The sequence below is a fragment of the Variovorax sp. 01N429 genome, from assembly GCF_056399425.1.
The window spans coordinates 215,716-229,177 of record NZ_JBFTRG010000009.1; the positions used below are offsets into that span (position 1 = coordinate 215,716).

The 13,462-nt window shown below is 66.0% G+C and carries 6 protein-coding genes; 1 reads left to right on the forward strand and 5 read right to left on the reverse strand.

Annotated features, from left to right (window positions below; genetic code table 11):
* Nucleotides 1-41: 41 nt before the first annotated feature.
* Together AC1DSF_RS17985 and AC1DSF_RS17990 are read right to left on the reverse strand one after the other, a co-directional pair.
* A complete protein-coding gene (locus tag AC1DSF_RS17985; RefSeq protein ID WP_478183185.1) occupies nt 42-5,804 on the reverse strand; it encodes an autotransporter-associated beta strand repeat-containing protein in 5,763 nt (1,920 codons plus the stop codon).
* Nucleotides 5,805-5,983: 179 nt separating this feature from the next.
* Nucleotides 5,984-6,340 (reverse strand): DOPA 4,5-dioxygenase family protein, encoded by a 357-nt coding sequence (locus AC1DSF_RS17990; RefSeq protein ID WP_478125803.1) that lies wholly within the window; start codon nt 6,338-6,340, stop codon nt 5,984-5,986.
* Between the two features lie 134 nt (nt 6,341-6,474).
* On the opposite strand from AC1DSF_RS17990, the gene AC1DSF_RS17995 reads away from it, so the two are divergent.
* Nucleotides 6,475-7,569, forward strand: a complete 1,095-nt coding sequence (locus AC1DSF_RS17995) for a PA0069 family radical SAM protein (protein WP_478183186.1) — start codon at nt 6,475-6,477, stop codon at nt 7,567-7,569.
* Here the strand turns inward: AC1DSF_RS17995 and AC1DSF_RS18000 are convergent.
* Genes AC1DSF_RS18000 through AC1DSF_RS18010 form a run of 3 tightly spaced genes read right to left on the reverse strand, consistent with a single transcriptional unit; the run spans nt 7,520 to nt 13,423 of the window.
* Complete coding sequence (locus AC1DSF_RS18000) at nt 7,520-9,004, reverse strand: efflux transporter outer membrane subunit (protein ID WP_478183187.1); 1,485 nt, start codon at nt 9,002-9,004, stop codon at nt 7,520-7,522. The genes AC1DSF_RS17995 and AC1DSF_RS18000 overlap by 50 nt on opposite strands.
* On the reverse strand, nt 9,004-10,212 hold the full coding sequence (locus AC1DSF_RS18005; protein WP_478183188.1) for an efflux RND transporter periplasmic adaptor subunit: 1,209 nt from the start codon (nt 10,210-10,212) through the stop codon (nt 9,004-9,006). The genes AC1DSF_RS18000 and AC1DSF_RS18005 overlap by 1 nt, the downstream gene beginning before the upstream one ends.
* A 4-nt stretch (nt 10,213-10,216) precedes the next feature.
* Nucleotides 10,217-13,423 carry an efflux RND transporter permease subunit gene (locus AC1DSF_RS18010; RefSeq protein WP_478183189.1) on the reverse strand — a complete coding sequence of 1,069 codons (3,207 nt, stop codon included), beginning with the start codon at nt 13,421-13,423 and terminating at the stop codon, nt 10,217-10,219.
* Nucleotides 13,424-13,462 lie beyond the last annotated feature (39 nt).

The window sequence follows — 13,462 nt, forward strand, 5'->3', positions numbered from 1 at the left end:
CGTCCGACCGGTTCATGCCGGCCGGATTCGGAACCCGCAGATCAGAATTTCACCTTCAGGCCGATCGATCCCTGCACCGAGGAGCTCACTCGCGTGTCCCCGCCGGAGTGGAAGAGCTTGCCGAGTTCGCCGTACACGCTGGTCGCCGGCGTCAGGCCGAGGGTGAAGCCGATGGCCGCCTCGGTGGACGTGTAGCCGATTTCGTTGGAGATCGGCGTGGTCGCGACCGGAGCGATGAAGCTGGTCGTATCGGTGCCGCCGAAGCCATGCCAGACGTTGAGTCGTCCGTACGGCTGCAGTCGACCGATGCCGGTGGTGTAGTCGCCGGTGATGCGCACGCCGATGCGCCCGATCACCGCTGTGGCCGTGTCCTGGTCCACGACCGCGCCGCTGATCCGTGCATTCCCCAGCGCCTGGCGGTTGACGATCAACTGGGCCTGCGGCTCGACTCCCCAGCCGCTGCCTAGTGCGAATCGCTGGCCCACTTCGGCTGACGCGGTCACGCTGTTGCCGCTGCTGTCGCTCGCGAAGCCGAGCGGGGGCGTGCCCGTGATGTCCTGATGGCCGTACTGCAGCACGAAATCGGCGTACTGTCCCTGCGGATTGGCATAGGTGGCGTAGCCGCCCAGATAGGTGGTATCCGCGCGCAGATTGCCGGCATAGCCGCGGCTGAGGGAGTTCAGGCCGTAGAAGCCGTCCACATGGGCGTCGGCGCGCAGGTGGCCGGCATACAACCCGGCATGCCAGATGGTGTCGGTGTAAAGGTCGACGCCGGCCTGCGCTCCTTGCGTGCTGGCATTGCTTTCCGGCGCGGTGATGCCGCTTTGTTCGATGGTGGTGGTCCCGTCGATGACACGGGCCCACCCGCGGCGATTGGAAGTGCTGCCGGAAGCTTCGGTCGTGACCGTTTCGTCGCCCATCCTGCGATGCAGGTTCGACAGCATCGTGAGATCGCTTTGGCGCAGCACGCTCGGCAGCGCAGCATAGAGAGGCACTTCGGCGCGATAGGCCGGCAGTGGCGTTGCCGCTATGGATGCGGGCCCAGATGCCGCTGCGGGAGCGACCGCAGCACCCGTCGCAGTGGTCGGCGTGACGGGGCCGCCGTCGGAGCGCAAGTACCAGTTTTCGCCTGCGCCACTGTTGTCGGCGGCATAGAGCCGGTACTCGAAGGCGCCCGCGTCGACATGGCCGTTTGCCAATGCGAATGCGTCCTTGGTCGTCTGGGCGGTCGTGGTCGCGCCGTTCTGGGCGCTGATGATGTTGATGCCGCTGCCCGCGGTTCGTGCGCCGAGGCCACCGAGGTTGGTGATCTGCACGGTGGTCTTGCCGCTCGCGCTGGCGCCTGCGCCGTTCAGTATCAATCGATCGGTCACGCTGCCACTGTCACCCAGCGCAGTTCCGAGGCGGATGACGCCGGCATTGCCGGAATAGGCGCCGTTGATGGTCAGGGTCGAACCCGGCGCAGCGCCCAACAGCGAGACAGTGCCGCTGTTGGTCAGGGATGCAACGGTCTGGCTGAAGCCGCCGGTGTCCAGCGTCGCGCCGGAAGCCACCGTGTGCGCCGAAGTCGCGCTGAACGCGTTGGCCGCGCCCGCGCGCAACGTACCTGCCGCCACGGCCGTTGCGCCGCTGTAGTTGTTGGCGCCGGAGAGCACCAGCGTGCCGCTGCCGTTCTTCGTCAGGGCGCCGGCACCTGAGATCGCGCCGGTCAGCGTTTCAGTGAAGCTGCCTGTGTCGATGATGGGGTCGGTGATTCCGGTGAGCACCACGGCATTGGCGACTGTCAAACCGTTGACGGTGAAGCCCAATGTGGTGCCTTCGTCCATCGAGAGCGCGCCGGTGCCCAGGGCGGTGCTGCTGCCTAGGTTGATCTGACCTGATTGGAGAGCGGTGCCGCCGCTGTAGGTGTTGGCGCCTGCGAGGGTCAGCGTGCCCGCGCCTGTCTTTGTGAGGCTGCTGCCGCTGATTGCGCCATTGAGCGAAGCGTCATGGCCATTGGTGTCGAAGGTGCTGCCTGCGCCGATCGTCACTGCGCGTGCGCTGGCGAAGCTGGCTCCGTAGCGCAATGTGGCGTTGTTCAGGGCAAGTCCGCCGGTCGCGGCGCCGAGGTTGCTGTCGGCGCTGACTTGGAGCACGCCGGCGTTGACGGTCGTGCCGCCGCTATAGGTGTTGGCGCCGGTTAGGGTTAGCGTGCCGGCGCCAGTCTTCGTGAGAGCGCCGCCGCTGATCACGCCATTGAGCGAAGAGTTGTTCCCGTTGGTGTCCAACGTACCGCCGCCCGCGCCCATGGCCACTGCGCGTGCGCTCGCGAAACCGGCGCCGTAGCGCAACGTGCCGTTGTCGAGCACAAGCCCACTAGCCGCATCGCCGAGGTTGTTGTCCGCGGCGACCTGAAGCACACCGCCATTGACAGTGGTGCCGCCGTTGTAGGTGTTGGCGCCCGCGAGGGTCAGGGTGCCGGCGCCGGCCTTCGTGAGAGCGCCGCCGCTGATCACGCCGTTGAGCGCAGCGTCATTGCCGTTGGTGTCGATGGTGCCGCCACCCGCGCCCATCGTGACTGCGCGTGCATTGGCGAAGCCGGACCCATAGCGCAACGTGGCGTTGTCGAGCGCCAGGCCACCGGTCGCGGCGCCGAGGTTGTTGTCTGCGCTGACCTGAAGCACGCCGGCTTTGACAGTCGTGCCCCCGCTGTAGGTGTTGGCGCCCGCGAGGGCCAGGGTGCCGGCGCCTGTCTTGGTGAAGCTGCTGCCGCTGATCACGCCGCTGAGCGAAGCGTCATTGCCGTTGGTGTCGAAGGTGCTGCCTGCGCCGATCGTCACTGCGCGTGCGCTGGCGAAGCCGGCTCCGTAGCGCAATGTGGCGTTGTCGAGTGCAAGACCACCGGTCGCAGCGCCGAGGTTGTTGTCTGCGCTGACCTGAAGCACGCCGCTGCTGACGGTGGTGCCGCCGTTGTAGGTGTTGGCGCCCGCGAGGGTCAGGGTGCCGGCGCCTGTCTTGGTGAGGCTGCTGCCGCTGATTACGCCGCTGAGCGAAGCGTCATTGCCGTTGGTGTCGAAGGTGCCGCCACCCGCGCCGATCGTTACTGCGCGTGCGCTGGCGAAGCCGGCTCCGTAGCGCAATGTGGCGTTGTCGAGCGCAAGACTACCGGTCGCAGCGCCGAGGTTGTTGTCTGCGCCGACCAGAAGCACGCCGCCATTGACAGTGGTGCCGCCGTTGTAGGTGTTGGCGCCCGCGAGGGTCAGGGTGCCGGCGCCGGCCTTCGTGAGAGCGCCGCCGCTGATCACGCCGCTGAGCGCAGCGTCATTGCCGTTGGTGTCCAAGGTGCCGCCGCCCGCGCCCATGATCACTGCGCGCGCGCTGGCGAAGCCCGCTCCGTAGCGCAACGTGCCGTTGTCGAGCGCAAGCCCACCGGCCGCATCGCCGAGATTGTTGTCGGCGCTGACCTGTAGCACGCCGCCGTTGACCGTCGTGCCGCCGTTGTAGGTGTTGACGCCCGTCAGGGTCAGCGTGCCGGCGCCCGTCTTGACGAGCGAGCCTCCGGTCGCAGTGACCGGGGGGTTGTACACACCTCCGTCCTTGTCGACGAACCCTGGGCCAGTATCGGAGATGACTCCGCCGATCGTGCTATTGGTGCCCCGCGCACCGACTGTCAAGACCTTGCCGCCGAGCACGACGTTCCCGTCGCCGGAAAGCTCGCCGATCGAGATCCCGCTTGTCGCTTCGCTGATATTCACAGTGCCCGCGACGGCATTGGCGATGGCTGCTCCGCTGAGATCGGAGGAGTCCTGCAGGTAAACGCGCCCGCCGTTGTTGGCGATCGCCGCGCTGCCGCCCGTGCTGGTGCCCAAAAAATAGATGCGCGAGTCGGTGCCGTTGACCAGGGTGGACGCGGCTGCCGTGGCATCCCGGAAGAGGATCAACGCGCTACCCGCTGCGTTGATGATTGTGGCCGTCCCCGCGCTGGCGCCGTTCGAGAAGGTGACGCCGGAATTGAGCCCCAGTTTGTTGGGGCTGACGTGGGTCGTGATTTTCAGGTTGCCGGCGCTGGCACCGCCACCGTTGAAGTCGAGTTCGCTGTTGTTGTAGATATCGACCAGGTTGCTGTTCGTGCCCAGCGTGCCCGAGCCTGTCACCTCGACATTGATGCGGCCGACCTGACCGCTCGTTCCAAGCTGGATGGCGCCCGTGAATGCGGTGTTGTTGCTGCTGCTCAACGTCAGGCGCGTCGGATCTCCAGTGTTCGATCCGCCGTTCTTCAGTGTCAGGGTGCCACCTCCGCTGAGTTTCCCGCTGAAGATATTGCCTTGGCTGTCGTTCACATCGATGGTGCCGCCGTTGACGTTCACGGCAATGTCACGCGCCGAAACGAAGGGCGGCGGGTTCACGGCCGGCAGCGGAAGAGGCGCCGGCAGACGCAAGGTGCCGCCATCGAAGGTCAGGCCGGCGTCGGGGCCGGTCGAGCCCAGGTTGCTGTCCGAGGACACCTGCAGTATTCCGGCGTTCAGCACGGTGCCGCCGCTATAGGTGTTGTTGCCAGACAGGGTCAGGGCGCCAGCACCGGTCTTGGTGAGAGCGCCGCCGCTGATCACGCCGTTGAGCGAAGCGTCGTTGCCGTTGGTGTCGAAGGTGCCGCCATCCGCGCCCATCGTCACTGCGCGTGCGCTGGCGAAGCCGGACCCGTAGCGCAATGTGGCGTTGTCGATCGCGAGGCCACCGGTCGCAGCGCCGAGGTTGTTGTCGGCGCTGACCTGAAGCACGCCGCTGTTGACGGTCGTGCCGCCGCCATAGGTGTTGTTGCCACTCAGCGTCAAGACGTCCGTGCCCTGCTGCACCAGGCTGCCGCTGCCTGAAACTACGCCTGCGTAGTCGTATGCGTTAGACCGATTGAAGACCAACCGTCCGTTGTCCGTCACGTCGCCGTTCAGCGAGCCGGTGCTGCCGCCGGTTCCGATCTGCAGGGTTCCGCCTGTGTTGATCGTCAGATTGCCTGTGCCGGCCGCACCGCCGACACCGGCGATGCCGCTCGTACCGTTTCCGCCTTGAACGCCGCTAAAGTTCACGTCACCCGAGGCATTGACCGTGCCGCTGATCGACAACGTGCCGTTGCCGCCCGCGCCGCCCATGCCACCTGTTCCCCCATTGGGCGTGCTGCCGCCGCCGCCGCCGCCTGAGCCGCCGAGGTTGATTGCACCGGCGACATTCAGGACGGCGCCAGCGCTCACATCGAGGACGCCATTCGACCCGGCCCCACCGACGGCACCAGGCGTCGTCCCCCCGCCGCCGCTCCCGCCGCCGCCACCCCCGCCGACCCAGACGGAGCCGGTCACGTCGGTGGTGCCGGTCAAGGTCAAAGAGTTGGGCTGGACGGTGTCGCCCACCAACGCGTTGCCGCCGGTGACGCCAGCGCCATTGGCGCCGCCATTGCCGGGCACTCCGATGTCACCGCCAATGACGAATCCATTGCCGCCGCCGCCCGAGCCGAAACCGCCGCCGGCGCCGCCGGCGATCGCACCACCCGATCCACCACCGCCTCCGCCACCGATGCCACCGGCGCCGCCGTTCCCCGCATTGGTGCTCGAAATGCCGCCTGCGCCACCAGCGCCGACGAGCAGGTTGGTATCCGCATGCGCGGTAGGCGCCAGGGCGGTGACCGCCATCAGGACGGCGGCTCCCGCGGCGCCGAAGGCCGCGCTGGCAGCGCTTCCGGTTGCGCAACCGCCGGGACCGGATGTCCGGGCGAGTTCGGAGACAGCTTGACGGCTTCCCGTCGAGCGATTGAAGACGAGGCGATAGATACGGTTCATTGAGACACGACTCTTGTTGCTTAAAAATGGAACATTTCGTATTCAGACGCGTCGGAGTGTATCTTTTGTTAAATATTAAGTACTAGATATTTTTGCGGGTCGGACGTAAAGCCGCCGCGACAAGGCGATCGAAAGCCCGCCCGCAGGGGCGCTGAAACGCTGTTGCTTGTGGGCCGGGTTCAGTCCGCCGGTTTGCGGAACATGCGCAGATCGAGCGGCGACTCGTTGCCGAGCCACATCGCGTGCGCCGTGTGGTCCGTGTAGTCGTCGCCGGTGACGCCGTGGACGAACACATCGAGCCCGTTGCGGTGCTCGTCCAGCCAGCCGATTACTTCGTCGAATTCGGCAGCGTCGAAAGCAAGCTGGCAACTCCAGTGCGGGTGCGGACCGACGAGCCGCTCGTGCACCCTGCCGACCACGACCAGCAGACTGCGCCCGGCATCCTCGGCCAACTGCTTCGCTTGCGCGACCGTTGCGGGGCCGAAATAGATGTGCGCGTGGTATTGCGGATAGAGGTTTTCAGGGCGGCGAGGCATCGTTGGACACGCAGGGCGGGAGGGCCAGAGCTTACGCCGTGTGACGTGCTTGTGGCCGCCACACACGCGCTTGCTGCGGCAATCTTGAAATGGTGAAATACTGTTTGTCCATACAGTACTTCGGGGGCGCCGCCATGACCGACACCATCATCCCTCTTCATGCCCTCAAGGGCCGAGGTGCGGCCACGCACCTTGCGCATCGGTTCGAGCGCGACGCGCGCAATGCGTTCGACGATGGCTGGGGCACTCTGGAAGAGGGCGCCGCCGAGGCAGACGCATTGCCTCCGCTCGCCACGGAGGTCCGCTTCGAGGACGTCAAGTCGGTGCTCAGCCACAACGATTCCCCGGACGTTCCGTTCGACCGTTCGCTCAATCCGTACAGGGGATGCGAACACGGGTGCATCTACTGCTTCGCCCGGCCCACGCACAGCTATCTCAATCTTTCGCCGGGACTCGACTTCGAAACCAAGCTGATCGCCAAGCGCAACATCGTCGAGGTGCTTCGCGGCGAGCTGGGCCGCAAGGGCTACAGGCCCAGCCACCTTGCGATCGGCACTGCGACCGATTGCTATCAGCCCATCGAGCGCGAACTTCGGCTCACGCGCTCGGTCATCGAATTGCTGAAGGAGACGCACCATCCATTCGGCCTCGTCACGAAATCGAGCGCGGTCGAGCACGACCTGGACCTGATCGCACCCATGGCGGCCGAGCATCTGGCGGCGGTGTACGTCACCATCACCACGCTCGATGGCGAGGTCGCGCGCAAGCTCGAGCCGCGCGCCGCCGCGCCGCATCGGCGCTTGCGCACCGTGCGCACGCTAGCCGAAGCGGGCGTTCCGGTGGGCGTGAGCGTGGGGCCGCAGATTCCCTTCGTGACCGAAGACATGGAACAGGTTCTCGAAGCCGCCTGGGATGCCGGCGCGCGCTGCGCTTTCTACACGGTCGTCCGGCTGCCATGGGAGGTCGCGCCGTTGTTCAAGCAATGGCTCGAACTGCACTACCCGCAGCGCGCGGACCGGATCATGGCGCGCATCCGCGAAATGCGCGGCGGCAAGGACTACGACGCCGATTTCGCCACGCGCATGAAGGGCAGCGGACTGTGGGCGGACCTGATTCGTCAGCGGTTCGAAAAGGCGACGGCCCGCATCGGGTTCAATCGCGACCGCATCGTGCTTGACCTCAGCGCGTTCCGACCACCTGGCGCAGCGGGGCAGGGCAGTCTGTTTTAGAGCCGGCCGAACCGCGCGGCTCGACGCCGCACCAGTCGCCGCCCAGCGCCTTCACGAGAAACACCGAGGTTTGCATGCGCTGCCCCATGATCTGCGCGGCCTGGCGCTCCGTCGAGAGCACAGCCTGCTGCGCTGTGATGACGTCGAGGAAAGTCGTGGCGCCGCCCTGGTAGCGGGTGGAGGCCATGTCCAGCACGCGTCGCGCGCTTTCGACGGCAGTGAAAGCCTGCGTCGACGCATGGTCGAGTGATGCGAGGCCGGTGATGCCGTCTTCCGCTTCCTGCATCGCGGTGAGCACGATGCGCCGGTAGCTGGCCACGGTGACGTCATACCCCGCGCGAGTGAAATCGACATTCGACCGGATGCGCCCGCCGTCGAAGATCGTCTGCGTTGCCGAGACGCCGAGCGACCAGAGCAGGCTTCTTGCGTCGAAGAGCGTGGCGAGCGTGCTGCTGTCCACGCCGCCCGTGGGCAGCAACATCACGCTCGGATAGAAGGCCGCCGTCGCAACGCCGATCTGCGCATTGGCGGCGGCCATGGCGCGTTCCGCCGCCGCGACGTCCGGACGGCGCTCCAGCGCGTCCGAGGGAACGCCGATCGGAATCGCCGGTGGTGCCAGCGGCTTCACGTCCGCGGCAATGGAAAACGAAGGCGCCGGCGTTCCGGTCAGCGTGGCAATCGCATGCTCGAATTGCGAGCGCTGCTTTTTCAGCGTGTCGACCTGCGCGAGCGTGTTGTCGAGCAGCGCCTGCTGCTGCGCGACGTCCAGACCCGACACCGCGCCCAAGTCATGCCGGTCAGTGACGAACTGGAGCGCTCGCCGCTGAAGCTCGATCGATCGCGCCAGCACGTCGAGTTCGATGTCCGTCGATCGCAGGTTGTAGTAGCTCGATGCGAGATCCGTCGTGAGCAGCAGTCGCGTGTTTTCGAGGTCGGCCGCCGATTGCGCAGCCGATGCCGTTGCGCCTTCGACCGATCGCCGCACGCGCCCTGCCAGATCGGCTTCATAGCTGGCCGTGAAGATCACGTTGAAATCGTTCTGCACCGTCGACAGGTTCGGCACCGCATAGTTGGTCAAAGGACGGTTGGCCGAAATCTTGAACCGCTGGGCGCGCGTGCCGACACCCAGTTGTGGATAGCGGGCGGCCTCGCTCCCTGCGAGCGTGGCGCGGGCCTGCGCAAGCCTCGCATTGGATGCGGCGAGCGTGGGGCTGTCAGCGAGCGCCTTCTGTTCGAGCGCATTGAGCTGCGCATCGCCGAAGCGCTCCCACCACGGCCCCTTGTCGGATGCATCGCTAGGCGTCCCCTGCCGCCATGGTTCTTCGACTTGCCAGCTCACGGGCACGTCGACGGATGGCTTCTTGTAGTCCGGCCCGACGGCGCATCCAGCCACGGCTGCAACCGCCAGCGCGATCAGCGCGGCTCGCACGAACATCACGCTGGTTCCTTGGCCACCACGACGACGTCGCCTTCGGCCAGCGAGTCGGCAGGATTCAGCACCAGCCGATCGGTGCCCGAGATTCCATCGAGCACTTCCACGGTCTCGCCATAGTTGCGTCCGAGATTGATCGGGCGCAGGTGGACTTTTCCTTGTGCATCGACGACCGCAACCCGGGTGCCTTCGGCCCTGAAGAGCAGCGCGTTGGCCGGAATCGTCAGTGATTTGCTCGCGGCAAGCGGCAGCGACACCTGCACGTAAGCGCCCGGCAGCAAGACGCCGTCCTTGTTGGGCAGCGAGACCTCGACCTGCATCATCCGCGTGGCGCTGTCGATGCTGCCCGACGTCCGTGCCACCTCGCCCTGAAAGCGTTGGTCGCGCAGTTCGGCTTGCGTGACGATCACAGGCTGTCCCGCCTTGATGAGTTGCGCATAGGCTTGCGGCACGTTGATGTAGACGCGCAACGGGTCGGTCTGCGCGAGCAGGAACAAGGGCCGCCCGCTGCCCGCGTCGATCAGGTCGCCGACGTCGACATTGCGCCGCGTGATCATTCCGGCGAAGGGCGCCAGCACGCGTTTGAATCCTTCGGTCTGCTTCAGGCGCTGGACGTTGGCGTCCGCCGCCGCGACGTTGGCGGTGGCCTGCGCGAGGGCGCTGCGGCGTTCGTCAAGGTCCTGCTGCGAAACCACATCCTTCTTGCGCAGGTTTTCCCAACGCGCGACGGTGCTCTTCGCCAGGTCGAGACTGGACGCGGCTTGCTGGCGCGCGGCGATGCCCTGCGAAAGCTGCTGGTCGATCTCGGGGGTTTCGATCTCCGCGAGCAGATCGCCCTTTTCGACATGGCTGCCGATGTCCTTGGTCCACCGGCGTAGGTAACCGCTGGCGCGCGCCGAAATCGGCGACTGCACATAGCCTTGCAAGGTGCCCGGCAACGCGAGTGTCTGGCCGGCGGCGGGTGTCTGGGGCAGTGCAGTCTTGACGTATTGGGCTGCGCGCTCGGCGGTGCCTATTTCGAGTGCGCGCGCATTGCTCATGCGAACGAACACGATCCGCGCTGCGCCGATGGCGAGAAGCGCCAGCACGATCAGCACGGCGATGCGCGTGCGCCGGACGATCTGGCGCCTGCGGGGCAACTCGTGGTGATCGCCGTCTTCGTCGGCGGCGATGGGGTGGATGCCCAGTGCCGCGTGGCGTTGCTCCGTCATGGGGTCAGGTCTCCTGGGGCTCGGCCCCGAGCGAAGGTGGTGTGGCTTGGCGCGCCGCCTGGCGATGAGCGCGGCGGCTGTGGATTTCTGCGAAGACGGCCGGCACGAAGAAGAGTGTCGACACCGTCGCGAAGAGCAGGCCGCCGATCACTGCGCGGCCCAGTGGCGCGTTCTGCTCGGCGCCTTCGCCGAGGCCGAGCGCCATCGGGATCATRCCGATGATCATCGCCAGCGCCGTCATCAGCACCGGACGGATGCGCGTCGCGCCCGCTTCGAGTGCGGCCGACAACGGCGGTATGCCTGCCGCCAATCGCTCTCGCGCGAATGCGATCAACAAGATGCTGTTGGCGGTCGCCACGCCCATGGTCATGATCGCGCCGGTCAACGCCGGCACGCTGAGCGTGGTGCCCGTGATGAACAACATCCATGCGATGCCGGCCAGCGCAGCCGGCAGCGCCGTGATGATGATGGCCGCATCGATCCACGACTGGAAGGTCACCACGATCAGCAGATAGACCAGCACGATCGCCATCGCCAGTCCGACCCCCAGGCCGATGAAGGACGACTGCATCGTCTGGACCTGCCCGCGAAGGGTCACTTGGCTGCCGCGCGAGAGCTTGGGCCGCATGTCGTCCACCAGCGCTTTGACCTTCGAAGCGACGCTCGCGAGGTCCGTGCCCTGCACGCTGACATAGACGTCGATCACCGGAGCGATGTTGTAGCGCGATGCGACCGCCGGTTGCCGGCCCGCTTGCGCGTCGACGAGATTGCCGAGCAATTGAGGCGCGCCGCTCCCCGCGCCACCCGAGCCGGACGCCACCGGAATGTTGAGCAGGGAATCGAGGGAGTCCACCGTGTATTGGGGCGATTGCACCGCAACGCTGTAGACCACGCCGTTCTGAGGGTTGAGCCAGAAGGCCGGCGCCGTCTGCGAACTGCCGGACAGCGCGATCAGCACGTTCTGCCCGACGTTGGCCGCGGTCAATCCGAACTGCTGTAGGCGCGTCCGATCCATCTGCAGATTGAGACCTGGTCCGTCCAGGCGCTGATGGACGTGGGCATCGACTGCGCCGGGGATCTGCCGGATGGCCTTCACCAACTCCGCCGCGCGTGCTGCATTGCCGTTGAGGTCGTTGCCGCTGAACTGCACGTCGATGGCCGCTGGCAAGCCGAAGTTGAGAATCTGCGTGACGATGTCCGCCGGCTGGAAAAAGAACTCCGTACCCGGAAAACGCTTGGGCAATTCGGCACGCAGCAGCGATACGAATTCCTCGGTGGGGCGATGGCCTTCGCGCAACGAAAGCAGGATCTCGCCGTCGAGCGTCCCGATGGTGCCGGCGTTGCTGTAGGACAGGTTGATGCCGCTGTTGGGCACGCCCAGGTTGTCCAGGATGGTCTCCAGCTGGTCGTGGGGCACCAGTTCGCGGATGACCGCTTCGACTTGATCCGCAAGGCGCGCCGTTTCCTCGATGCGGGTACCGGTCGGCGCGCGCATGTGCAGGCGGATCTGGCCTGCATCCACACTCGGGAAGAAGTCCCGGCCGAGCACCGGATACAGCAGGCACGACAGCAGGCAGAAGCCCAGGAAGAGGGCAATGAAGCGGTTGCGGCGGGACAGCACCGCCGAGAGCACCAGCGTATAGGCGCGGCGTACTCGCTCGAACCGCGCGTCGAAGCTCCTGTAGACGCGTTGCAGCATGCTCGGGTTCGCGTCGGCGGCCGCCTTGGCATGGACGCCGCCCATCAGCAGCATGACGAGCGTTGGCACCAGCGTTCGCGAGAGCAGGTAGGACGCCAGCATGGCGAACACGACGGCCTCCGCCAGCGGCACGAAGAGGAATCGCGCCACGCCCGACAAAAAGAACATCGGCACGAAGACGATGCAGATGCACAGTGTCGAGACGAATGCCGCCGGCCCGATTTCGCCCGCGCCGACGAGGATGGCTTCGTTCAGTTCCGTGCCCATGTGCAGGTGGCGCTCGATGTTCTCGATGGTCACGATCGCCTGGTCGACCAGAATGCCGACGGAGAGCGCAAGGCCGCCGAGCGTCATCAGATTGAGCGTCTGGCCCAAGGCATAGAGCACGAGGATCGACGCCAGGATCGACAGCGGAATGGTCAGCCCGATGATCAGCGTGCTGCGCCAGTTGCCGAGGAAGAGCAGCACCATCGCCGCAGTCAGCGCCGCGGCGATGAGGGCCTCGAACACAACCCCCTTCACTGCGGTTTTGACAAAGACCGACTGGTCGAACAGCGGCGTCACCTTGATGTCCGCCGGCATTCCTTGCGCAGCGGCCGGCAACAGGGCGCGGATGTTGGAGACGATGTCCAGCGTCGAGGCGCCGCCGTTCTTGAGCACCGACAGCAGCACGCCGCGCACGCCGTCCTGTCGCACCACATTGGTTTGCGGCGAAAAGCCGTCGCGCACATAGGCCACGTCGCGCAGGTAGGTCGTGGCGCCGCCCGTGGTGCGCACCGGCAAATCATTGAGGCCCGCGATGGCTTCGGGCGAACCGTTCATGCGCACGCTGTATTCGGTGGCACCGAACTTGACGGTCCCCGAGGGCAGGATGAGGTTCTGCGCGTTGACCGCATTGACGACGTCGGCCGGCGAGAGGCCGCGCGCCTGCAGCGCCTGCGTGTCGAGATCGACCGAGATCACCCGGTTCTTGCCACCGTACGGAAAAGGAACCGCCGCGCCCGGCACCGTGATGAGTTGCGGCCGCAACTGGTTGATGGCGGCGTCGAACAGCGCGTTCTCGGCCCTGGTGGGACTGGACAACGCCAGCTGAACCACCGGAATGCTCGATGCCGAATACTTGATCACCAGCGGCGGCGTGATGCCCGGCGGCAACTGGCGCACCTGCGTCTGCATCGAAGCGACGACCTGCGCAATGGCAGTCTCGATGCTCGCGGTCGGCTGGAAAAACACCTTGATGACCGACACGCCGGCCAGGGATTGCGATTCGATGTGCTCGATGTCGCTGACTGTCGTCGTCAGCCCGCGCTCGGTTTGGCCCGAAATGCGCTGCCCCATCTCTTGCGCCGGCAGGCCGCCGTAGTTCCAGATGATGCTGATGACCGGAATGTTGATTTCCGGAAAGATGTCGGTCGCCATCCGCAGCAGCACGAATGGAGTGGCCAACACGATCAGCATCGCCATCACGATGAAGGTGTATGGACGACGCAGAGCCAGTTGGACCATGGACACGACTTGTTACTTCTGCAAGAAGAGGCCGCCATCATAAAG

Coding starts and splice junctions, on each gene's coding strand:
- AC1DSF_RS18005 (WP_478183188.1), bottom strand. CDS start 10,212: ATGACGGAGCAACGCCACGCGGCACTGGGCATCCACCCCATCGCCGCC.
- AC1DSF_RS18000 (WP_478183187.1), bottom strand. CDS start 9,004: ATGTTCGTGCGAGCCGCGCTGATCGCGCTGGCGGTTGCAGCCGTGGCT.
- AC1DSF_RS17995 (WP_478183186.1), top strand. CDS start 6,475: ATGACCGACACCATCATCCCTCTTCATGCCCTCAAGGGCCGAGGTGCG.
- AC1DSF_RS17985 (WP_478183185.1), bottom strand. CDS start 5,804: ATGAACCGTATCTATCGCCTCGTCTTCAATCGCTCGACGGGAAGCCGT.
- AC1DSF_RS17990 (WP_478125803.1), bottom strand. CDS start 6,340: ATGCCTCGCCGCCCTGAAAACCTCTATCCGCAATACCACGCGCACATC.